The organism is Amycolatopsis silviterrae, assembly GCF_042684085.1.
Classification (GTDB): Bacteria; Actinomycetota; Actinomycetes; order Mycobacteriales; family Pseudonocardiaceae; genus Amycolatopsis; species Amycolatopsis silviterrae.
The window spans coordinates 40,894-60,699 of record NZ_JBHUKS010000010.1 but is presented as its reverse complement, the minus strand read 5'-3'; the positions used below and the strand labels follow the sequence as shown (position 1 = coordinate 60,699).

Below are 19,806 nucleotides of genomic sequence, written 5' to 3'. Positions count from 1 at the left end.
ACGGTTCTGACATGGAGGCCCTTCGATCGATCCGTGCGCAGCAGGGTGAGCGAAGGCCTCAGCATAGACGATGTTTTGTGCACGAAGTAGGCTAGTTACGTCAGATTCAATCATTCTGTGTGGCTGTTGCGATCGCCAGGCGGGCGCGTTGCGGGGAACTCGGCAACGCGGAGACGTTCGTTCGCGCCCGCTGGTGCCCCCCGGCCGCTGCGGCGTCGACCTCGCGTTCCGACTTCGCGCGTCCCGTTCATCGCCGAGCGCAGTTCTCACGGGCGGTGCCGCGAGAAGAATCGCGTACGTCGGAGTATCGCGTTTCCTGGGTCATTCGGCGTCCTTTTTCAGTGCTTTCTCGACCCCGGCCTTCGCCTGATCAGGGCGATGGACGATGCGAATCGCGAATCGTCACTCACCCGGTCATGTGATCGTCGCCACTCGTTAGGGGAGTGAGTTTTGCGTGGCTGGCGAGTCGAACCGATGAACCGAAAAACCCGAACCGACTGGAGGAGATTCGATGGCTTCGACGACTGACGCGGCGGCCAAGTCCCAGGACCTGGAGAAGGTCGACGCCGGACCGCTGACCAGTTCGCAGGGGACGACGACGGTCGCGGACGTGGTGGTGCAGAAGATCGCCGGTCTGGCGACGCGGGAGATCCCGGGGGTGTATGACCTGGGCGGTGGTGCGGCGCGGGCGTTTTCGGCGCTGCGGGAACGGATCCCGGGCGCGACGGCGTCGGCCGGACAGGGCGTTTCGGTCGAGGTGGGCGAGAAGCAGGCCGCGGTGGATCTGCAGATCGTGGTCGAGTACGGCGTGTCGATCGCGGATGTCGCCCGCTCGATCCGGCGCAACGTGATCAGCGCGGTCGAGGGGATGACCGGGCTGGAGGTGGTGGAGGTCAACATCAACGTGGGCGACCTGCACCTGCCGTCGGACGACGAGGAGGACGCGTCCGGCGACAGCGGCCGGGTGCAGTGAACCCGCTCGCCGAAGCGGAGCGGATCACCGCCGCCGTGCGCGGGCTGCCGGAAGTGGCGGACGTGCACGGTGGCCGGTTCGGCCACATCGCCACGCTCGGTGCGGGCGGCCGGGTCGCCGGAGTGCGGGTGACCGAAGAAGACGTCACCGTCGGGGTGACGGTCCGGTCCCCGTTCTCCGCCGGGGATGTGGCGGCCGCGGTGCGTGCGGCCGTCGCGTCGCCCGGCCGTCCGGTGCACGTGTTCATCGCCGATGTCGAAGTGTCGGCTGAAACCGGGTCAGAAGACCGAAAGGAGACGGTGTCGTGAACGCAACGGGATTGGGCCTGATCACCGGCCTCGCGCTGGGCATTGCCGCCGCGATCGGCGGCTTCGGCGCGTTCTTGCTGGTTCTTGTGCTGGGCGCGGTGGGGTTGCTCGTCGGCCGCCTGCTCGACGGCAAGCTCGATCTGTCTCAGCTCACCGGCCGCGACCGGGGGTGAGCCGTGGCTGTCGCAGCGGAAGAGCGGGGAAGCCTCGCGATCAGCGAGCACGCCGTCGAGCGGTTGGCCGCCTGCGCGGCGAGCGAGATCGACCGGGTCGGCGGGGCCGCCGGACGGACGCTCGGGATCAGCCTCGGCGGTGAAGCGCTGGACCGGTCGGCGAAAACGTCCGCCCGGATCGCGGGCGGCGAGGTGGAACTGGACGTGCGGATTTCGCTCGAGTACCCGGCTCCGGTCAGTGCGACGACCGAACGGGTCCGCGGCCATCTGCGCGGGCGGGTGGAGGAGCTGACCGGGATGCCGGTTCGTCGCGTCGGCATCACGGTGACGGCTTTGCACGCGGAGGCCGCCGGACAGAGGAGGGTGGAATGAAACGTCGGACCCGCCGGTCTGTTCCGGCGAGCTTGACCGCCGGTGTGCTGCTGGCGGTGTGCGTCTTGGTGGCCGTCGCGGTGATCCAGCGGTTGACCGGGAACCAGCCGTGGCTGGACTATCGCGCGGTCGCCACGGCGCTCCACAACGCGCGTTGGACGGACCTCGTCCCGGCACTGGTCTCGGCGGCGGTGGCCCTGGTCGGGCTGGTGCTGGTGTGGGAGGCGCTGCTGCCGGGCAAACGCCGGATCCTCCCGCTCGCCGGAGACCCGGATTCCGGAGCCGGCGCCGCGGACTACCGGTCCGCGTTGCGTGCGGCTGCCGCGGACGTGGACGGTGTCGACCGGGCCAAGCTCTCGGTCGGCGTGCGCAAGGTCAAGGTGCGGGTGAAGACCGCGCGCACCCGGACCGACGGGCTGTCCGACGCGGTCCGTGAGGCCGTCGAATCCCGGCTGGACCACCTCGCCCCGGCCCGGCGGCCCGTGGTGTCGGTGCGGGTCCGTGCTACCAGGGAGGGGTCATGAATCGCCCAGCCGCGCTCAATCGCGTTCTGCTCGCAGTGATCGGTTTCGTGCTGCTCGCTGCGGGCGGCTTCGGTCTGGCCACTCACTTCCGCGTGCTGCGGGTCATCGATCCCGAGTCGCCGCTCGTGCCGGGCACGGGGGAGCCGCCTGCCTGGGTGTTCTATGTGATCGCCGCGGCGGCGATAGCGGTGGGGTTGCTCGCACTGCGCTGGCTGCTGGCCCAGCTCGCCCACCGGCCACGCACGGGGGTGTGGCGGTTCGAGACTGATCCCGCGTACGGACGCACCGAGCTGCACGCGGACGACGCCGTGGCCCCCTTTACCGAAGAACTGCGCGGGTATCCCGGAGTGCACAAGGCAAGTGCGTCGCTCGCCGGGACCCGGGAGCAACCGTCTCTGGCGTTGATTGTCACGTGTGAGCAGGACGCCGACCTCGGCGAGGTCCGCCGGCGGATCACTGAGGAGAGTCTGCCGCGGCTCCAGGAAGCGTTGGAGCTGAAGGACATTCCGGTCGCGATCGAGTTCCGGTTCACCAGCCGCACGACGTCCCGCGTCGGGTAGCTGCCGCAGCCTCGGCGGGCCGGTTAGCCGTGCAGGCGGGACGATTGGTCGTCGAGGTGCCCGTCGAGGCGTTTGCGCAGGAGCGCAGCCCAGGAAACGGGCAGCACACCGGGATGGTCGAGGAGGTGCGCGGCGGCCGACCGGTCGGTGCGGTCGACGTTGAGCACGCGGTGCACCTCGGCGACGGTGATTCCATGCGCCGGGCGATGAACCAGGTCGATCCGGTCGTCCGCGGCCAGCGTGCCCGGTCGCACGACCCGGAAGTAGATGCCGGTGCGGCCGGTGCGCTGGGTTTGGACGGCGAGGTCCGGAATGCCGTGGTGGGCGGCGAGCCGGTAGCAGGGCCGCCGCGGCTGGGTCACTTGCAGCACCACGGTGCCGACGAGGTAGGTCGAGCCCACCACGACGTCGTCTTCCAGAATCCCCGCGGTGGTGAGGTTTTCGCCGAACGCGGGCGGGCCGGCGCTGCCCAGCACTCCGGCCCACGCCCGGTAATGCTCGCCCGGGTAAAGGAGAACCGCCTTGTCCGGGCCCCCGTGGTGTTTCCGGTCGCCTTGTTCGTCGTGTGCCAGGCCGAGCGGTCCGACGTCGATCGGTCCGCGCACCGGAGTCTTCTGGATGGCGGACAGCACTGTGCGGCCGCGCCACGACATCGGTCGCACGACACCGGCGGAGACGACCGCGACGCGACCAGCGCTCATCGCTTCCTCGCGGGCAGTGGGCAAAGGAGAACTGAAGACACGGACATTTCCTTCCAGTCGATGCGGGCGGCAGGCAGCCGGCCTGCCGCCCGCTCCGGATCAGCGGTCCTTGCGCAGCGCGATCTTCGGGAAGTCGACGGGGACCGACAGCGCGACGTTGACGTAGTTCGTGAAGAGGTTGAGCGCGACGTGCGCCACCAGCTCCACGATCTCTTCGTCGTCAAAGCCCGCCCCGCGAAGGGTTTCCACGTCGGAGTCCGTTACGTGGGCGCGGTTTTCCACCAGCTTGGCCGCGAAGCCGAGCGCGGCGTCGGTGCGCGGGTCGGCGGAGTGGCCGGCCTGGGCGTGGCTCATGTGCTCGGCGGAGACACCGGCTTTCCGGCCGAGCGCGGTGTGGGCCGCCAGGCAGTACTCGCAGCCGTTGCGGTCGGCGACCAGCACCGCGATTTGTTCGCCGAGCTGGGCGCCCAGCCGTCCGCTGCCGAGCGCGCCGAAGCCGCCCCACATCATCTTGAGCGCGGCGGAGGAATTGGCGACTGCTTTGAACATGGCCGGGGTGGTGCCGAATGCGGCGGTGATATCGGCCAAGAGGGACTTCTCGTCGCCGGTGGCGTCCTGGGGGTCGATCAAGGTCACTCGGGACATCGGGGTTAGTGCTCCTGTCAGAGGTAAAGGCGGAGTTGTGTCGTGCGCGCGAATGTCAGGTACAGGTCCCGTCGACCGTGCAAACGGCATCCGGTGCGGCCGCGCCAAGGGGCGTTTCGTCGATCAGCCGGGCTGCGGCGGCCGCGAGTTCCATGTCCTCGACCGCGCCGAAATAGTGGCCGCGGAGCTTGCCGTCGCGGTCGATGAGCACCAGCGACGGCGTGCCCCGCATGCCGTACCGGCCGAAGGTGACCGGGGTCGGATCACTGCCGCGGTGTGCGTCGACCCCGACCGGGAACCTGATCTGGTACTCGGACAAGAACGCTTCCAGACTGGTCGGCGTCATCGCGGCGTGGTGCTCGAACACGCTGTGCAAGCCGACCACCGCGAGGTCGTCGCCGAAGAACCGGGCCAGCCTGCCCGCTTGCGGAAGACCGTGGCTCACGCACCCGGGGCACAGCATCTGGAACGCCTCCAACGCGACCACCCGGCCGCGCAGACCGGCCAGCGTCAGCGGATCGCTGTTGAACCACCGGGTCGTCGTCCATTCCGGAGCCGCCGCTTCCCCGCGGGCGGCGGCGGTCACCACGCCGGCTTGGCGTAGGGCTGCGACCACAGCGCGACCTGCAGCGTGACGGATTTGAACCAGGCCTGGAACATCGCCTCGACCTGCTCTTCGCTGTGCCCGCCCGCGGCGAGGAACGGGCGGATCGTCGCGCTGATCGGGTAGACGAACGCGACCAGGTAACGCAACGGGATGTGCGGCACCGAGCCGGCGTGGTCGGTCTTGTTCTTCTTTTCCGACGTGTGCCGCAAGGCGATTTCCTGTTGATACGCCAGCCATCGGTCGTCGTAAGGGCGGGTGCAGGTGTCGACGATCCACTGCCCGAACCGCGCCCGCACGCGGTCGAGGTAGCCGGCGATCGGCTCGCCGGACGGCGTGGAGAAATAGGCGAGCAGATGCGGATGCGAGCCCACGAAGCCGTACCAGACGTCGAGGACCTGCTCGATCTGTCCATTGAGGACCTCGCCGGCTGTGCGCAGCGCGGCCTCGTCGTCCGGTCCGAAGAGGACTGTCGCTTTCAGTTGTTCGAGGTCTTCCGCGGTGACCGGGGACGCCGGGAGCGCGGGATCGTCGTGGGTGTAGCCGGGTATGGCGGGAGCGTTCATCTCATGCGCTGCCTTCCCTGGGGGCCAAGGCCTTCCTTGTGCCTGCCTCGACAGCATGCCACACTATCGCTAGGAGTCCTACCTATTCGAGAACGAGGGGGAAGCGGAGGTCCATTTCCGGGCCAGGCAAGGGATCGAGAATCCCGCCCAAGAAGGGCTGTCCGCTCGCCGACGTCGAACAGGCGAGACGGGCGGTGCGTTCTAAGCGCTACGCCGCAGGCTGATGCTCCGGGCAGTCGGTGCGCAAATCGGCCAGCGGCAAGGGCGTCCGCAGCAGGTCGCAATGGTGCGGCGCCGACGGGTCAGCGTGCTGGTCGGGCCTGAAGAAGCGGCAGGTGGTGCACATCCGGGCGGCATTCACCGCCCCGTGGCGTTGCAGGTCCGAGATGACCTGGAGGAGGGTGTGCAGGGTCGTCGCGCGGTCGCCCGCCGGCAGCTTTGCGAACGAGGACACCAGCTGCTCGTCCCACGCCGCGAGTTCGCGGGCGACCTCCTCGCCTCGTTCGGTCAAGACGAGCCGTCGGCGGCGGCCGTCCGGTCGCGGGGACCGGGTGAGCAGGTTCTTGCGTTCCAGCGCGCCGACCGCGTCGGACATCGTCGGCGTGGTGACATCGAACTCCGCGGCGAGTGCGTTCACCTCGCACCGCGCCTCGGGCTGCCGGGACAGCGCCAGCACGGCTTGCTGCTGCAACGGCGACAGGCCGTGGCTGCGGGCGCTGCGCTGAGAGAGCGACCGCAGGCCGTGCCCGAGCCGTTCGACGGCGTCGGCCAGCCGTCGATCCAGATCGGCCTCGCCGTGCGATCCGGTCATGCGCTCCGCCTTGAAGTTAGGACTCCTTACCGTTCCAGAGTAGACCACGGACACCGGCGGACCGCGGCTGACGACGGAACGAGTACGCGAAGCCCGCTCCTGGGCGCTCGTCGACGAAATCCCATCCCACCTGCGGACCGCCTTGGAAGGCAGAGCCCGCGAGCGCGGGGACGGTTCGGTCGTCCTGCCGTTCGCCGTGTGACGGCACTCCGGAGCACACCCAGCAGGTTGCGCCCCCAGCCCTGCAGTGCCTTCACCTACCCGGCGTCCACGGCGCGGAAATTCATCGAGGCGGGCCGCGGCTGATCGTTCCTGGGGGGCCGGGATCCGGCTGGGCCGCGTTCGGGACTAAAGACTCCGGCAGCGCGGACGTCCGCCCGCAGTGTCCCCGGGGCGTGCCGGATTAGCTTCGAGCGCGGGAGGAGCGGAGTGCCGAGCGCGAGGAGAACCCAGTGCGAATCCTGACCCTCAACCCTGGTTCGTCCAGTTTGAAGGCCGCGGTCGTGCACGACGGGGCCGCGGTCGGCTGGGCCGCTTGGCAGAGCGGGCTCTCCGGCGCGGTCCTCGACGCGGTGGAGCGCTGGCCGGTGCCGGACGCGGTGGCCGTGCGGTTCGTGCACGGCGGGACGCAGAAGGCGCCGGTGCTGGTCACCGACCGGCTGCTGGCGCACCTCGACCGGCTCGTCCCGCTGGCCCCGATCCACCAGCCGCTGTCGCTGGAGGTCGCCAAGCAGGTCCGGACGCTGCTGCCCGAGGTGCCGGTGGTGGCCTGTTTCGACACCGCGTTCCACGCCGGCCTGCCCGACCCGGCCGCGCACTATCCGCTGCCGCGCGAGTGGACGCGGCAGAACCGGTTGCGCCGCTACGGGTTTCACGGATTGTCGGTTCAGTACGCGGTGCACCGCACCGCGGAACTGCTGCGGCGGCCGGCGGAGAAACTGCAGCTGGTCTGCGCGCACGTCGGTGCCGGGGTGTCGGTGACGGCGGTGCGCGGCGGGCGGAGCGTGGACACCTCGATGGGGTTCACGCCGCTGGAAGGGCCCGCGATGGCGACCCGGTCCGGTTCGATCGACCCGGGACTGCTGCTGCACGTCATGAAGACCGCGCAGATGGGGCCGGACGAGCTGGCCGACGCGCTGTGCCTGCGGTCCGGCCTCGCCGGGATGAGCGGGACCAGCGGCGATCTCGGCGAGGTGCGGACGGCCGCAGCGGGCGGGAGCGCCGACGCCGCGCTGGCGGTCGCGGTCTACGTCCACCGGCTCCGCCGGGAGATCGGGGCGGCGGCGGTCAGTCTCGACCGGCTGGACGCGCTGGTGTTCACCGGCGGGGTCGCGGAGTACCAGCCGGAAACCGTCGCGGAGGTCGCGCGCGGTCTCGGGGTGCTCGGGCTGCGGGTGGGCCCGCTGATGCGGTCCGGCGCGGACCGGGCGATCAGCGCGGACGGCTCGGCCGCGCCGGTGCTGGTGATCCGCGCCAGGGAAGACCTTGAACTCGCCCGCGGCGCCGAGGCCGTGCTCGCGGATCTGGGAAATGAGGTGCACCGTGCACGTGCTGCTGACCGAAGCGAAGTTCGGTGACTGCGACGCGCTCAGCAAGCCCTTGCGGGACAACGGATGCCGGGTCAGCCGGTGTCATTCGCGGGAAGGGGTCTGCCTCGCCATCGCGCCGGGGGCGTCGTGCCCGCTCGACGACCGGGCCGACCCGCCGGTGCTCGCCGTGGACGTACGCGCCGCCGGGGACGAGATCACCGCGCGCGAGTTCGGGGTCGTGTGCGCGCTGCGGGCGCAGGTCCCGGTGGCGCTCGTCCCGCCGGCGCCGGGGCTGCCGGTGGCCGCGCCCGCGGGGCTCGCGGACCGGGTCACGGTCAGCGAGGTCGAGAGCTTGCTGACGACCTGCCGAGCGGCGTCGGCGGTGTCCGCTGGAGCGGCGCGATGACCGACCTCGCGTTCGCCTGGGACCGGTCCGCGCGAGCGGTGCTCGTGGACGCGCTGGCGCGGCTGGATGTGCGCCGGTTCGTGATCGAGACCCGTCCCGGCGAGCTGGCGATCGCCCGCGTCGGGCGGCTCCGGCACGATCCGGGCGGACGGCACGTGCTCGCCGGATGCGGCACGGCGCTGTCGACGGCCTGGATTGTGCTGCGCGGGCTGGGAATCCGCCCGGAACTGTCGTTCCCGCGCGATCCCGGCCGACCGGACGTGGTCGCGGCGGTGACGCCCGGCGCGGACGACCCGGCGACCCCCGGCGACTGGAACCGGTTTCTCGCCCTGCGCGCGGTCTCCGGGCCCCCGCGCGGGCGGGCGGTGCCGGTCACGGATCCCGGAGTGCTTGCTGCGCTGGCGGAGGAGAACCACTGGCCGCGCACCCGCGCGTCGCGGCACGAGGGAAGCCGAGGTCTGGCGGTCGTCGCCGAAGGAACGAGTTGTGTGGACCGGGTTCTGGTCGGCGCGGCGGTCCATTCGCTGCGGGTCGCGGCCGCGGTCCGGGGACTTGCCACCGAGGTGCGGCCCGGCGTGCGGGGGCGGGTGCCGGAGGCGGTGCTTCTGGTGTTCGAGAAGTGACCGGCGCCATGCTGGACCGCGCTCCGATCCGGTTGTGCGAATTAATGTTTTATGGCTCAGTAATGGTGCGGTTACGGTCAGATTCATGGAGCGGAATTTTCAGTCGGCCGAAGAACTCATTGCTGCTTTGCGTGCGGGGGAAGTGACGTCAGCGGAGCTGACCGACGAGGCGATCTCCGCCATCGAGCGGGAAGACAAGGCGATCAACGCGATCTGCGTGCCGGACTTCGACCGGGCGCGGGCCGCGGCGCGTGCGGCCGACGCGGCGCGGGCCCGCGGCGAGGACCGGCCGTTGCTGGGCGTCCCGGTGACGGTCAAGGAGTGCTACAACGTGACCGGGCTGCGCACGACCTGGGGAATGCCGCAGCACAAGGACTTCATGCCGGACGAGGACGCGGTGCAGGTGTCGCGGCTCAAGGACGCGGGCGCGGTGCTCCTCGGCAAGACCAATGTCCCCATAGGACTGCAGGGCCTGCAGAGTTCGAACCCGGTCTACGGCACCACCAACAACCCGTGGGACCTCGACCGCACGCCGGGCGGGTCCTCCGGCGGTTCGTCGGCGGCGTTGGCGTCCGGGTTCGGTGCGTTGTCCATCGGCTCGGACATCGGCGGTTCGCTGCGCACGCCCGCGCATTTCTGCGGCGTCTACGGGCACAAGCCGTCGCTCGGGCTGGTGGCGAACCGCGGCATGGTCGCGCCGGACACCCCGGCGCTGCCGGTCGACCTCGACCTCGCCGTCGTCGGCCCGATGGCGCGCACCGCCCGCGACCTCTCGCTGCTGCTCGACGTCATGGCCGGTCCGGACCCGCTGACGTACGGCGTGGCGCACCAGCTGGCCCTGCCGCCCGCGCGCCACGAACGGCTCGGCGACTTCCGGGTCCTGATACTCGACGAGCACCCGTTCCTCCCGACCGGCTCCGCGGTACGGGCGGGCGTCCAGCGGGTGGCGGACGCGCTGGCCGACAGCGGCGCCCGCGTCGAACGGCACAGCGCGCTGCTGCCCGACCTGGCCGAAGCCGCGACGCTCTACACGCAGCTGCTGTTCTCGGGTTCGGTCGCGCGTTTCCCGGTCGAGGCGCTTGAGCAGCTGCAGGTCCGCGCCGCCGGACTGAGCCCGGACGACCAGAGCCTTGACGCGTCGAGGCTGCGCGGCATGGTGCTCAGCCACCGCGACTGGATGGCGGTGCACCACCGCCGCGAGCTGCACCGGCACGGGTGGCGGCAGTTCTTCGACGAGTTCGACGCCGTCGTGTGCCCGGTGACCCCGACCCCGGCGTTCCCGCACGACCACAATCCCGAACTGCTGGAATGCCGGATCGACATCGACGGCGTCGAATACCCGTTCTTCGACCAGCTCGTCTGGGCGGGCGTGGCCACTATGCCGGGCCTGCCCGCCACCGCCATGCCGACCGGGCTGTCTCCCGAGGGGCTGCCGGTGGGGGTGCAGGTCGTCGGCCCGATGTTCGAGGACCGTACGCCGCTGCGGCTGGCCGAACTGCTCGAAGAGAAGCTCGGCGGTTTTCAGGCGCCGAAGTAAGGCCGCTCCGGTCCCGCCGACGTCCGATGCCAGAAGGACCGTTTCTTCAGTTCTGTGAGGGGAACCCTGAGGGACTCTGAGTCCCTGAGGGTTCCCCTCACGGACGACTAGCCAGGCTCCGGCGGCGATCCGCAGGGCCGCGAGCGAGCGTGCGCCGTAGGCGGCTTGCGGTGAGTCCGTTTCGGAACTCCGGCTGAGTGTGGTGCTCGGGGAGCTGGAGCCGAAGGTCCCTTCCGCCCGCGGTGACGTTGGTCCCTGCGGTCGGTGGCTTGCGGCCGGAGCGCGAAGCGGGCGGGTCGCGGTTGGCTCGGGAGGTCCGAGACGACAGGAGTGCCCGCGATGCGGAAAACAGCCACTGCGGTCGGCCGCCGGCCCGGCGAGTGGACGCTCGCCGAAGCGGAGGTGCTGGGCCGCTCAGTCCTGCGCGCCCCGTCGGTGCACAACACCCAGCCGTGGCGAATCGAACTGGCCGACGGAGCCGTGCTGCTGCGGGAGCGCGCGGACGTCGCGCTGCCGCGGCACGATCCGTACCGGCGTGATCTGGCGATGTCCTGCGGGACCGCGCTGGCGAACCTTGAGCTGGCGGTCCGGGTCCTCGGCCGGAGCGCGGAGATCGCGGTGCTGCCAGACCCGGCGGACCCCGCGGTTGTCGCGCGGGTCGACACCGCGGAACTGCTGCCGCCCACCGACCAGGAACTGCAGCGGTACGGGGCGATCATGGTGCGGCGCAGTCACCGCGGCGCGTTCACCGGGCTGCCGGTCACTGCCGAGCAGACCGCGCGGGTCGTGCAGGCCGCGGTGACCACCGGAGCGGAGGCGACCCGGCTGGACGGGATGGAGCGGCTGGCGAAGTTCTTCGAGCACGCCGCGCGCGCCCTCCGGAACGACGAGGCCTACCAAAGCGAACTCGCGCTCTGGACGATCCGGGACGAAGCCGCACACCGGAACGGCGCGGGAATGCGGTTTTCCGCGCTGCCGCCCGGCGAAGTGCCGTGGGCCGGGCTGGTGAGAAGGGCGACGGTGCTTCCGGACCTGCGGGTGCTGCGGGAACGGCTCGAAGCGGAAACCCTGCTGCTGTTCACGACGGTCGGCGACGCGCGGATCGACCACATCCACGCTGGTTACGCACTGGAGCGCGGTTGGCTCGAAGGGGTGACCCTCGGCCTGGCGGGCGCGGTGCTGACGCAGCCGTTGCGCGTGCCCGAGGTGCGTTCGGCGCTGTGCGAGGACTACCGGCTCGCCGGCTTCCCGCAGGCGCTGCTGCGGCTGGGGCGCTCGACCCGGGTGGCACCGGCGAGCCTGCGCCGCGGCGTCGCCGAGGTGCTCGGCGAGAAGTGGCGGGAACGGCGATGAACACGAGTCCGGTGCTGGTCGGGGTCGACGGGAGCGAGCAGGCCGCCGCGGCCGCCCGGTGGGCCGCGCACGAGGCGGTCCTGCGGCACGTGCCGTTGACCGTGTTCGCGGCGTTCGGGTTCGCCGACAGCGGCTTCGGCGGACGGTACCCGCCCGCGGACTGGCTGGAGGCAAAGGAAACCGCAGCGGAGGCCGTGCTGCAAGCCGTCCGGGAGGACCTCGCGGACGCCGAGCCCCGGGTCCGGATCACCGTCGAGACGAGCCCGGCCGGACCGGAGGTCGCGCTGCGGGAAGCCTCGGCGAAAGCGCGGCTGCTCGTGCTGGGCGAACCGACTGGGACGCTGTCCGGGCTGCTCGCGGGCTCGCCGGACATCGACCTCGCCGCGCACGCGCACTGTCCGGTGGCGGTCGTCCGGGGCACGGTCCGCGCTGACGGTCCGGTCGTCGTCGGCGTCGACGGAAGCCCGCTCAGCGACGCGGCGATCGCTTGTGCGTTCGAGGAGGCCGCGGTGCACGGCGTGCCCTTGGTCGCGTTGCACGCGTGGCTCGACGCCGACCGGTTGCGGCTGTTCGGCGACCGGGATTTTCCTTTTGAGGCAAGGGAAGCCGAGCACCGGCTGCTGGCACAGCGACTCGCCGGATACGGCGCGTTGTACCCAGACGTGCGCGTGGAGCAGATCGTCGAGCAGGACCGGCCGCGCGACCGGTTGATCGAGTGGAGCGCGCGGGCCTCGCTGGTGGTGCTGGGCAGCCGCGGGCGGGGCGGGTTCACCGGCATGGTGCTCGGCTCGACCAGTCACGCATTGCTGCACCACGCCGAATGCCCGGTGCTTGTTGTGCACGCGGGCGTGCTGACTGTACACAGTGGACACTCCGGATAGTGCGCTGAGGACGTTGGTCCTTCCCGCCGAGGACTCCGGACCGGAGCGCCCGGACCGTTCCAATGCCTATTTTCGTGGCAGCACAAGGAAAGGATGGACCCGATGCGCGCACGCGATCTGATGTCCGCGCCGGTGGAGACGGTGCATCCGTGGACACCGGCGAAGGAAGCGGCCGAGATGCTGTCCGAGCACGGTTTCACCGCGCTGCCGGTGGTGGACGACGACGACCGGCTGATCGGCATCGTCACCGAGGCCGACCTGATCCGCGGCCGGATCCCGGCGGACGCGCGGGCGGAATACCGGCATCCGCACCACCCGCACGCGGCCGAGACGACGGTGGGCGCGGTGATGACCTCGCCGGCGACCGCGATGTCGTCCGGCACCGACGTCGCCGACCTGTGCCAGGCGCTGGTGGACGGGCGGATCCGGGCGATGCCGATCGTGGACGGCAGCCGGGTGGTCGGCATCGTGACGCGCGGCGACGTGGTGCGGGTGCTGGCCAGGGAGGACCACGCGATCGCCGCGGACGTGCGGCACCGGCTGGAGATTTACGGCGGCGCGGGCCGCTGGCAGGTCGAGGTGCACGACGGGATCGTGCGGATTGTCGACCTTTTCGACGACGTCACCGATCGCCACGTCGCGACACTGCTGGCGCTCGCCGTGCCCGGCGTGGTGGGAGCGGACACCGTGTCCGCGGAACAGGAGGTGGGGAGATGACTGACCGGAACCGCACAGTGCTCGTCGGGGTCGACGGTTCGGAGGGAGCCTCGGACGCGGTCCGCTGGGCCGCGCAGCTCGCCGCGGGCCGTGATTTCGACCTGGAGCTGGTGCACTGCCTGCAGATCACCGGCCTCGCCTACGGCGGCGGCCTAGCGGGCGGCGCGGTGCTGTTCGAGGGCATGCAACAGGACGGCGAACGGATCGCGGGCGAGGCGCGGGAGCTGGCGCTTTCGGTGGACAGTTCGCTCGAGGTCCGTACCGAGGTGCTGACCGACTCCGCGCAGGCGCTGCTGATCGACCGTTCGAAGAAGGCCCGGATGGTCGTGCTCGGCCGGACCGGGATCGGCGGCTTCACCGGGATGCTGGTGGGCGCGACGACCGCGGCGGTGGTGAGCCACGCGGGCTGCCCGGTCGCGGTGGTCCGCGGGCGGCACGGCGACGGGCCGGTTCCGCAGGACGGACCGGTCGTGGTCGGGGTCGACGGCAGCCCGAACAGCGAGGCGGCGATCGCGGCGGCGTTCGAGGAGGCCAGTTTCCGGAAGGCTCCGCTGGTCGCGGTGCACGCCTGGGCCGACGTGGTCTACGACTCGGCCGAAGGCACGGCGCGGCTCATGCCGCAGTGGGAAACCCTGCAGCCGACCGAGGAACGGCTCCTGGCGCAGCGGCTCGCGGGCTGGCAGGAGAAGTACCCGGACGTCGAGGTGCGGCGGAAGCTGGTCCGCGACCGGCCCCGGCACGTGCTGCTCGCCGAGTCCGACCGGGCCCAGTTGCTGGTCGTCGGGAGCCGGGGGCGCGGCGGGTTCGCCGGGATGCTGCTCGGCTCGACGAGCCAGGCGATGGTCCACCACTCCGCGTGCCCGGTGCTCGTGGTGCGGGAGCCGAAGCGGTGACCGCGACCGAGGCTCCCGTCGCGGCGCTCAGCGCCGAGGAACTGGCCCAGGTCGACGCCCAGTGGCGCGCCGCGAACTACCTCGCCGCGGGCCAGATCTACCTGATGGGCGATCCGCTGCTGCGCGAACCGCTGGAGCCGGCGCAGATCAAGCCCCGGCTCCTCGGGCACTGGGGCACCTCGCCCGGCCTGAACTTCGTGTACGCCCACCTCAACCGCGCGATCCTGGCGCACGGCCTCGACGCGATGTTCGTGACCGGACCGGGCCACGGCGGCCCGGCGCTGCTGGCGAGCACCTGGCTGGAGGGCAGCTACGCGGAGGCGTGGCCCGAGGTGTCGCGGGACTCCGAGGGGATGGACCGGCTGTTCCGGCAGTTCTCCTTTCCCGGCGGCGTGCCGAGCCACGTGTCCCCGCACGTGCCGGGGTCGATCCACGAGGGCGGCGAACTGGGGTACTCGCTCGCGCACGCGTTCGGCGCCGCGTTCGACAACCCGGGCCTGCTCGTCGCGTGCGTCGTCGGCGACGGCGAGGCGGAGACCGGCCCGCTCGCGACGAGCTGGCAGGCCAGCCGGTTCCTCGACCCGCGCCGCGACGGGGCGGTGCTGCCGATCCTGCACCTGAACGGCTACAAGATCGCCAATCCGACCGTGCTGTCCCGGATTCCGCCGTCCGAATTGGACTCGCTGCTGCGCGGAGCGGGCTGGGCTCCGGTGTATGCCGAGGGCGACGAGCCGGTGGCGATGCACCAGGCGATGGCCGCCGCGCTGGACGGGGTGGTCGCCGACCTGGCCCGGATCCGCCGCGACGGCACGGGGCCGTGGCCGATGATCGTGCTCCGGTCGCCGAAGGGATGGACCGGACCGGCCACAGTGGACGGTCAGCAGGTCGAAGGCACGTGGCGCGCGCATCAGGTGCCGCTGACCCGGGTGCGCGAGGACCCGGCGCACCTGCGGCAGCTGGAGGACTGGCTGCGCTCCTACCGGCCGGAGGAGCTGTTCGACGCCGCCGGCCGCCCGACCGCGGCGGTCACTGCCCTGATCCCCAGCGGCTCGCGGAGGATGGGCGCGAACCCGCACGCGAACGGCGGCGTGCTGCTGCGCCCGCTGTCGCTGCCGCCGGTCGCCGACCACGCGACGGGGGTCCAGGCGGCGGGGGAGAGCACCTCGGAACCGACCCGCGTGCTGGGCCAGTACCTCCGCGAAGTGTTCCGCCGCAACGCCGGCCGGGCGAACTTCCGGCTGTTCGGCCCGGACGAAACCGCTTCGAACCGGCTCGACGCGGTGTACGACGTGACCGCGAAGACGTGGGAGCTGCCGTCCGGTCCGCCGGACGACCGTCTCGCCCCGGACGGCCGCGTCATGGAGGTGCTCTCCGAACACCTCTGCCAGGGCTGGCTGGAGGGCTACCTGCTGAGCGGCAGGCACGGGCTGTTCTCCTGCTACGAGGCGTTCGCGCACATCGTGGACTCGATGGTGAACCAGCACATCAAATGGCTGCGCGTGCACCGCGAGATCCCCTGGCGGCGGCCGGTGGCGTCGCTGAACTACCTGCTCACCTCGCACGTCTGGCGCCAAGACCACAACGGTTTTTCCCACCAGGACCCGGGTTTCGTCGACCACGTGGCGAACAAGGCCCCGGAGGTCGTGCGGGTGTACTTCCCGCCGGACGCCAACACGCTCCTGGAGGTCGCCGCGCACTGCCTGCGCAGCCGGGACCTGGTGAACGTGGTGGTCGCGGGCAAGAACGAGACGCCGGACTGGCTGGACGCGGAAGAAGCCGCGCTGCACTGCGCACGGGGACTGGGCATCTGGGAATGGGCGAGCACGCACGCGGACCGGGAGCCGGACGTCGTGCTCGCCTGCGCCGGCGACGCACCGACGCTGGAAGTCCTTGCCGCAGCGGCGATCTTGCGCACGGAACTGCCCTCGCTCGCGGTCCGGGTGGTGAACGTGGTGGACCTGATGCGGCTCCAGCCGGAAGCGGAGCATCCGCACGGGCTGAGCGACCGGGAGTTCGACGCGCTGTTCACCCCGGACCGTCCGGTGCTCTTCGCCTATCACGGCTACCCGTGGCTGATCCACCGGCTGGCCTACCGCCGCGCGAACCACGCCGGGCTGCACGTGCGCGGCTACACCGAGCACGGCACCACGACCACGCCGTTCGACATGCTGGTGCGCAACCGGATGGACCGGTTCCAGCTGGTGATCGACGTGCTGGACCGGGTGCCCGGGCTGCTTTCCGCCACCGGCCCGCTGCGCCAGCGGATGACCAGGGCCCAGGAACGGCACCGCCACTGGATCACCCGGTACGGCGAGGACCTGCCGGAGGTGCGGGAGTGGCGGTGGCCGGGCCGGTGACGGCCGTCCGGCGGGCACGCGAAACGGGGTCGGGTGCCCGCGGGTGGGCGTTCTTCTTGACCGGGAGAGAATCCAGTGGGGTCACCCGGCCGCGGCGGCAGCCAGCCGCTCCGCCGCTTCCGGCGTGACCGCGACGACCGGGCAGCGCGAGTACCGCACGCATTCCCGCGAGACGCTGCCCAGCATCAGCTGCCGGGTCAGCCCGGCCCCGTTCGCGCCGACCACCAGCAGGTCCGCGTCGGCGGACGCGGCAACGAGTTCGGTTGCCGGGTCGCCGTGCGGGGTGGAGATCGAAACGTCCGGGGCGTCCGGGAATTCCCGCCGGATTCTCGCGATGCGCTCGTGCGGCAGGCAGCACGGGTCCGGACGGCGGCCGTGCGGCTGGAACGCGAACGACGTCCCGGGAAGCAGCGTGTCCGCGGGGCGCACCACCACGGCCAGCACGCGGTCGCCGGGTTGCGCGGCGACGCCGAGCACCCAGCGCAGGGCCGCGTCGCCAGGTGGCGAGCCGTCGACGCCGACGACGATGAGACGGTCGGAGAAGTTCATTTTCGTGCCTCTTTCTTCGGGTTCCGGCCGATAGTGCGGCAGGGTCCGGGCCCGTGGACAGGGCCGTAGGTCCTCGCTGCGCACAGGGACGTCTGCGGCGCGCGCGATGACTTTCGGCCCCAGCTTCGCGCACCGGCCGGCCACCAGCATGGAAGGGACCGGGGCGACGGACCCCGGCCTCAGGAGCGACCACATGGACAACTCGGCACCCGCCGATCTAGCCCCCGCGGAAACCGCCACCCTCGCCCGCGCGGTCAGCCGGGCCCCGTCGGTGCACAACAGCCAGCCCTGGCGGCTGTGCGTCCGCGGCTCCGATGTCGACCTCGTCGAGCGCACCGAGATCGTGCTGCCCCGGCACGATCCGGAGGGCCGGGACCGGCTGCTCTCGTGCGGAGCCGCGCTCGCGAACCTGCAGCTCGCCGCACAAGCGCTCCGCCGCGACATCACCACGTCTTTCCCCTCGCACGGCGACGTGGCCGCGACTGTCCACACCAGACCGGGCGCTGCGCCGGCCCGCGCGGACCTGGTGCGCTACCGCGCGATCGGCCGCCGCCGGAGCTATCGCCGGGAGTTCGCGTCGGAACCCGTGGACGACGTCGCCCAGCTGCTCGACACCGTCGAAGAGCCGTCGGTGCACGCCTTCGCGCCGGCCTCGGTCGGCGTCCTCGCGGAGATGCTCGGCTTCGCGACCCGGGTGTTCCGCTCCGACGCGGCCTACCAGCGCGAGCTGGAAACCTGGACCGCGCACACCTTCGGCCGCTATGCGCTGGGTGCCGTGGACGGGGTCCCGGAAGCGTCCTTCGGCGACGAACCGTTGCCCGCCGCGGGTCTCGTCCGGCGGACGACTCCGGTTCCCGACGACGTCCGGCTGGCCGAACGGCTCGCGGCGGAAACCCTGGTGGTGTTCTGCACCGACGACGACACGAGACGGGCGCACCTCGACGCTGGCGTCGCGCTCCAGCGGATGTGGCTGGAGGCGACCGCGCGCGGCCTCGCCGGTTCCGTGCTCACCCAGCCGCTGCACCTGACCGGATTCCGGGAGCACCTCGCCGAGCGGCTCGGGCTTCCCGGGCTGCCGCAGGCGATCTTCCGGTGCGGGCACCCGGTTTCGGCGGCCCCGCCCTCGCCCCGGCTGCCGCTGGGCGAACTGCTCGCCCACGACCTTCCCGGCCGTCCGGAATGAACCGGGGCCGTTGGTCCCTCGGATTCGGGACGGGTTCCGCTACCTCCGCGGGCCTCGGCGAGCGACGCTCGGTGCAGCGCCCCCACAGCCGGAGCCCCCACCCCCGGAGACTGCGATGAACGGATTCCTGCCCCTTGTCGTCGACCAAGCGCTCGCGGCCGCCGTGCGCGCGCCGTCCCCGCAGAACACGCAACCGTGGCGGTTCGTCGTCGACGGCCCCCGGATCGACGTGTGGCTGGACCGGGACCGGGTGCTGGCGGTCGCCGACCCGGCCGGGCGCGAGGCCCGGCTGTCCTGCGGCGCGGCGATCGGCAACCTGACGCTCGCGTTGCGGGTCAACGGGGTGCGCAGCCGGGTGCGGATCCTCCCGGACGCGGCCGAGCACGACCTGCTGGCGGTGGTCTCGATCGAGGGCAACACCCGTCCGTCCACTCTGGACCGACGGCTCACCGAGGCGATCTACCGGCGCCACACCAACCGGCGTCCGCTGTCGGAGCGGGAGGTGCCGGCGTCCGCGCGGGCGAGTCTGCGCTCGGCCGCGCTCGGCGAAGGCGGACAGCTGGAATTCCTGGACGCCTCGGGCCGGTACGCGCAGGTGTCCGCGCTGGTCCGCCGCGCGGAGACGGAACTGGCCACCGACCCGGATTTCCGGGCGGAAGCGGCGCAGTGGACGGGCCGTTCCGCGGACTGCCCGGACGGCGTGCCCACGACCGGGTTCGGGCCGCCCGCCGACGTCCCCGGCGTGGTGTCGCTGCGCTCTTCGCACGAGAACCGGTCGATCCCGCCGCGGCAGTTCGAGCAGGATCCGGTGCTGGCCGCGGTGCTGACCCGCGACCAGGGCGCGGCGGCCGACGTGCGCGGCGGGATGATCATGGAACGCGTCCTGCTGACCGCGACCGCCGAAGGACTGGCGACGTCGTTCCTGTCCCAGCCGTTCGAGGCCCGCTCCACCCGGGCGCGGCTGCTGGCCGCCTTCCGCGACCTGGGGCAGGTGCACACGTTGCTGCGCATCGGGTACGGGCTGCCCACGCGGATGACCGCCCGGCGCCCGGCCCCGGAAGTCACGACGGTGCGCAGCGCGCCGAAGGTCCCGGCGTGGTGACCGGTCCGGTCAGGACGTTCCGGGACGGGCCCGGAGCACGTCCTGGAACGTGACCATGCCGACGAGGATTCCGTCGTCGAGCACCGGCAGCGAACGGACCCCGGCCTCGGCCATCCGGTCGGCCAGGTCGCTCACCTCCAGTCCCGCCGCCGCGGCGAGCCCCGGGGTGCGCATGACGCTCGCGGCGGTGCGGTGCCCGCCGAGCAGGACGCCGGCGTCCGGGCCCGCCTCGCCGGGAGTTCCCGCGCGGACCACGTCCTCCTCGTTCAGCAGGCCCAGCAGCCGTCCCCGCCCGTCGACGACCGGCAGGGCGGTGAACCCGTGCCGGGTCATCAGCTGGGCCGCCTCCGCCAGCGAGGCCGAAGGCGTCACCGCGATCACCGGGGTGGTCATGATGTCGCGCACGTGCATGGATGTCTCCGTTCGTCCCGGCCTGCTT

At 71.7% G+C, this 19,806-nt stretch carries 24 protein-coding genes; 17 read left to right on the top strand and 7 right to left on the bottom strand.

Annotation, left to right across the window (positions count from 1 at the left end):
• The first annotated feature begins 511 nt into the window (after window positions 1-511).
• From ACFSVL_RS14995 to ACFSVL_RS14970, 6 genes are read left to right on the top strand one after another with little or no spacing between them, the layout of a single operon-like run.
• Window positions 512-973 carry an Asp23/Gls24 family envelope stress response protein gene (locus ACFSVL_RS14995; RefSeq protein ID WP_378304489.1) on the top strand — a complete coding sequence of 154 codons (462 nt, stop codon included), beginning with the start codon at window positions 512-514 and terminating at the stop codon, window positions 971-973.
• Window positions 970-1,281, top strand: coding sequence for a hypothetical protein (locus tag ACFSVL_RS14990; RefSeq protein WP_378304487.1), 312 nt, complete (start codon window positions 970-972; stop codon window positions 1,279-1,281). The genes ACFSVL_RS14995 and ACFSVL_RS14990 overlap by 4 nt, the downstream gene beginning before the upstream one ends.
• Window positions 1,278-1,454, top strand: coding sequence for a hypothetical protein (locus ACFSVL_RS14985; protein WP_344275056.1), 177 nt, complete (start codon window positions 1,278-1,280; stop codon window positions 1,452-1,454). Before ACFSVL_RS14990 ends, ACFSVL_RS14985 begins: the two co-directional genes overlap by 4 nt.
• A 3-nt stretch (window positions 1,455-1,457) precedes the next feature.
• Entirely contained in the window at window positions 1,458-1,826 is a 369-nt protein-coding gene (locus ACFSVL_RS14980; protein ID WP_378304485.1) for an Asp23/Gls24 family envelope stress response protein, read from the top strand.
• On the top strand, window positions 1,823-2,350 hold the full coding sequence (locus ACFSVL_RS14975; protein WP_378304483.1) for a DUF6286 domain-containing protein: 528 nt from the start codon (window positions 1,823-1,825) through the stop codon (window positions 2,348-2,350). The genes ACFSVL_RS14980 and ACFSVL_RS14975 overlap by 4 nt, the downstream gene beginning before the upstream one ends.
• On the top strand, window positions 2,347-2,910 hold the full coding sequence (locus ACFSVL_RS14970; protein WP_378304481.1) for an alkaline shock response membrane anchor protein AmaP: 564 nt from the start codon (window positions 2,347-2,349) through the stop codon (window positions 2,908-2,910). The genes ACFSVL_RS14975 and ACFSVL_RS14970 overlap by 4 nt, the downstream gene beginning before the upstream one ends.
• A gap of 23 nt (window positions 2,911-2,933) precedes the next feature.
• Here ACFSVL_RS14970 and ACFSVL_RS14965 read toward each other — a convergent pair whose 3' ends face one another.
• From ACFSVL_RS14965 to ACFSVL_RS14945, 5 genes are all read right to left on the bottom strand, one after another.
• Window positions 2,934-3,611 (bottom strand): MOSC domain-containing protein, encoded by a 678-nt coding sequence (locus tag ACFSVL_RS14965; RefSeq protein WP_378304480.1) that lies wholly within the window; start codon window positions 3,609-3,611, stop codon window positions 2,934-2,936.
• 99 nt (window positions 3,612-3,710) lie between these two features.
• Window positions 3,711-4,256 (bottom strand): carboxymuconolactone decarboxylase family protein, encoded by a 546-nt coding sequence (locus ACFSVL_RS14960; protein ID WP_378304478.1) that lies wholly within the window; start codon window positions 4,254-4,256, stop codon window positions 3,711-3,713.
• A 55-nt stretch (window positions 4,257-4,311) separates the two neighbouring features.
• Window positions 4,312-4,842 (bottom strand): hypothetical protein, encoded by a 531-nt coding sequence (locus ACFSVL_RS14955; protein ID WP_378304477.1) that lies wholly within the window; start codon window positions 4,840-4,842, stop codon window positions 4,312-4,314.
• Window positions 4,839-5,426 (bottom strand): protoglobin domain-containing protein, encoded by a 588-nt coding sequence (locus tag ACFSVL_RS14950; RefSeq protein WP_378304475.1) that lies wholly within the window; start codon window positions 5,424-5,426, stop codon window positions 4,839-4,841. Before ACFSVL_RS14950 ends, ACFSVL_RS14955 begins: the two co-directional genes overlap by 4 nt.
• A 208-nt stretch (window positions 5,427-5,634) precedes the next feature.
• On the bottom strand, window positions 5,635-6,237 hold the full coding sequence (locus tag ACFSVL_RS14945) for a MarR family winged helix-turn-helix transcriptional regulator (protein WP_378304473.1): 603 nt from the start codon (window positions 6,235-6,237) through the stop codon (window positions 5,635-5,637).
• A gap of 452 nt (window positions 6,238-6,689) precedes the next feature.
• Between ACFSVL_RS14945 and ACFSVL_RS14940 the strand changes: the two genes are divergently transcribed.
• The 9 genes from ACFSVL_RS14940 to ACFSVL_RS14900 all read left to right on the top strand — a co-directional run bounded on the left by ACFSVL_RS14940 (window position 6,690) and on the right by ACFSVL_RS14900 (window position 16,533).
• Entirely contained in the window at window positions 6,690-7,814 is a 1,125-nt protein-coding gene (locus ACFSVL_RS14940; protein WP_378304471.1) for an acetate/propionate family kinase, read from the top strand.
• Window positions 7,780-8,172, top strand: a complete 393-nt coding sequence (locus ACFSVL_RS14935; protein ID WP_378304469.1) for a hypothetical protein — start codon at window positions 7,780-7,782, stop codon at window positions 8,170-8,172. Before ACFSVL_RS14940 ends, ACFSVL_RS14935 begins: the two co-directional genes overlap by 35 nt.
• Entirely contained in the window at window positions 8,169-8,795 is a 627-nt protein-coding gene (locus tag ACFSVL_RS14930; protein WP_378304467.1) for a hypothetical protein, read from the top strand. Before ACFSVL_RS14935 ends, ACFSVL_RS14930 begins: the two co-directional genes overlap by 4 nt.
• A gap of 85 nt (window positions 8,796-8,880) precedes the next feature.
• Entirely contained in the window at window positions 8,881-10,332 is a 1,452-nt protein-coding gene (locus tag ACFSVL_RS14925; protein WP_378304465.1) for an amidase, read from the top strand.
• Between the two features lie 339 nt (window positions 10,333-10,671).
• The gene (locus ACFSVL_RS14920; RefSeq protein WP_378304463.1) at window positions 10,672-11,685 is read left to right on the top strand and encodes an Acg family FMN-binding oxidoreductase; all 1,014 of its coding nucleotides are present in this window, start codon (window positions 10,672-10,674) and stop codon (window positions 11,683-11,685) included.
• Entirely contained in the window at window positions 11,682-12,566 is an 885-nt protein-coding gene (locus ACFSVL_RS14915; protein ID WP_378304461.1) for a universal stress protein, read from the top strand. Before ACFSVL_RS14920 ends, ACFSVL_RS14915 begins: the two co-directional genes overlap by 4 nt.
• Window positions 12,567-12,668: 102 nt before the next feature.
• Entirely contained in the window at window positions 12,669-13,283 is a 615-nt protein-coding gene (locus ACFSVL_RS14910; RefSeq protein ID WP_378304459.1) for a CBS domain-containing protein, read from the top strand.
• Window positions 13,280-14,176 (top strand): universal stress protein, encoded by an 897-nt coding sequence (locus ACFSVL_RS14905; RefSeq protein ID WP_378304457.1) that lies wholly within the window; start codon window positions 13,280-13,282, stop codon window positions 14,174-14,176. Before ACFSVL_RS14910 ends, ACFSVL_RS14905 begins: the two co-directional genes overlap by 4 nt.
• Complete coding sequence (locus tag ACFSVL_RS14900) at window positions 14,173-16,533, top strand: phosphoketolase family protein (RefSeq protein WP_378304455.1); 2,361 nt, start codon at window positions 14,173-14,175, stop codon at window positions 16,531-16,533. The genes ACFSVL_RS14905 and ACFSVL_RS14900 overlap by 4 nt, the downstream gene beginning before the upstream one ends.
• 81 nt (window positions 16,534-16,614) lie before the next feature.
• Here ACFSVL_RS14900 and ACFSVL_RS14895 read toward each other — a convergent pair whose 3' ends face one another.
• On the bottom strand, window positions 16,615-17,082 hold the full coding sequence (locus ACFSVL_RS14895) for a universal stress protein (RefSeq protein ID WP_378304453.1): 468 nt from the start codon (window positions 17,080-17,082) through the stop codon (window positions 16,615-16,617).
• Between the two features lie 193 nt (window positions 17,083-17,275).
• Between ACFSVL_RS14895 and ACFSVL_RS14890 the strand changes: the two genes are divergently transcribed.
• Both ACFSVL_RS14890 and ACFSVL_RS14885 read left to right on the top strand, forming a co-directional pair.
• Window positions 17,276-18,265: an Acg family FMN-binding oxidoreductase gene (locus tag ACFSVL_RS14890; protein ID WP_378304451.1), complete on the top strand. Its 990-nt coding sequence runs from the start codon at window positions 17,276-17,278 to the stop codon at window positions 18,263-18,265.
• Between the two features lie 115 nt (window positions 18,266-18,380).
• Window positions 18,381-19,367 (top strand): Acg family FMN-binding oxidoreductase, encoded by a 987-nt coding sequence (locus ACFSVL_RS14885; RefSeq protein ID WP_378304449.1) that lies wholly within the window; start codon window positions 18,381-18,383, stop codon window positions 19,365-19,367.
• A gap of 9 nt (window positions 19,368-19,376) precedes the next feature.
• On the opposite strand, the gene ACFSVL_RS14880 is transcribed toward ACFSVL_RS14885, so the two are convergent.
• Window positions 19,377-19,778: a CBS domain-containing protein gene (locus ACFSVL_RS14880; RefSeq protein WP_378304447.1), complete on the bottom strand. Its 402-nt coding sequence runs from the start codon at window positions 19,776-19,778 to the stop codon at window positions 19,377-19,379.
• Window positions 19,779-19,806: the final 28 nt, after the last annotated feature.

Excerpts from the sequence above, each read along its gene's own strand:
- ACFSVL_RS14995 (WP_378304489.1), top strand. The coding sequence starts at position 512 with ATGGCTTCGACGACTGACGCGGCGGCCAAGTCCCAGGACCTGGAGAAG.
- ACFSVL_RS14975 (WP_378304483.1), top strand. The coding sequence starts at position 1,823 with ATGAAACGTCGGACCCGCCGGTCTGTTCCGGCGAGCTTGACCGCCGGT.
- ACFSVL_RS14970 (WP_378304481.1), top strand. The coding sequence starts at position 2,347 with ATGAATCGCCCAGCCGCGCTCAATCGCGTTCTGCTCGCAGTGATCGGT.
- ACFSVL_RS14965 (WP_378304480.1), bottom strand. The coding sequence starts at position 3,611 with ATGAGCGCTGGTCGCGTCGCGGTCGTCTCCGCCGGTGTCGTGCGACCG.
- ACFSVL_RS14960 (WP_378304478.1), bottom strand. The coding sequence starts at position 4,256 with ATGTCCCGAGTGACCTTGATCGACCCCCAGGACGCCACCGGCGACGAG.
- ACFSVL_RS14950 (WP_378304475.1), bottom strand. The coding sequence starts at position 5,426 with ATGAACGCTCCCGCCATACCCGGCTACACCCACGACGATCCCGCGCTC.
- ACFSVL_RS14945 (WP_378304473.1), bottom strand. The coding sequence starts at position 6,237 with ATGACCGGATCGCACGGCGAGGCCGATCTGGATCGACGGCTGGCCGAC.
- ACFSVL_RS14930 (WP_378304467.1), top strand. The coding sequence starts at position 8,169 with ATGACCGACCTCGCGTTCGCCTGGGACCGGTCCGCGCGAGCGGTGCTC.
- ACFSVL_RS14925 (WP_378304465.1), top strand. The coding sequence starts at position 8,881 with ATGGAGCGGAATTTTCAGTCGGCCGAAGAACTCATTGCTGCTTTGCGT.
- ACFSVL_RS14920 (WP_378304463.1), top strand. The coding sequence starts at position 10,672 with ATGCGGAAAACAGCCACTGCGGTCGGCCGCCGGCCCGGCGAGTGGACG.
- ACFSVL_RS14915 (WP_378304461.1), top strand. The coding sequence starts at position 11,682 with ATGAACACGAGTCCGGTGCTGGTCGGGGTCGACGGGAGCGAGCAGGCC.
- ACFSVL_RS14910 (WP_378304459.1), top strand. The coding sequence starts at position 12,669 with ATGCGCGCACGCGATCTGATGTCCGCGCCGGTGGAGACGGTGCATCCG.
- ACFSVL_RS14905 (WP_378304457.1), top strand. The coding sequence starts at position 13,280 with ATGACTGACCGGAACCGCACAGTGCTCGTCGGGGTCGACGGTTCGGAG.
- ACFSVL_RS14895 (WP_378304453.1), bottom strand. The coding sequence starts at position 17,082 with ATGAACTTCTCCGACCGTCTCATCGTCGTCGGCGTCGACGGCTCGCCA.
- ACFSVL_RS14890 (WP_378304451.1), top strand. The coding sequence starts at position 17,276 with ATGGACAACTCGGCACCCGCCGATCTAGCCCCCGCGGAAACCGCCACC.
- ACFSVL_RS14885 (WP_378304449.1), top strand. The coding sequence starts at position 18,381 with ATGAACGGATTCCTGCCCCTTGTCGTCGACCAAGCGCTCGCGGCCGCC.
- ACFSVL_RS14880 (WP_378304447.1), bottom strand. The coding sequence starts at position 19,778 with ATGCACGTGCGCGACATCATGACCACCCCGGTGATCGCGGTGACGCCT.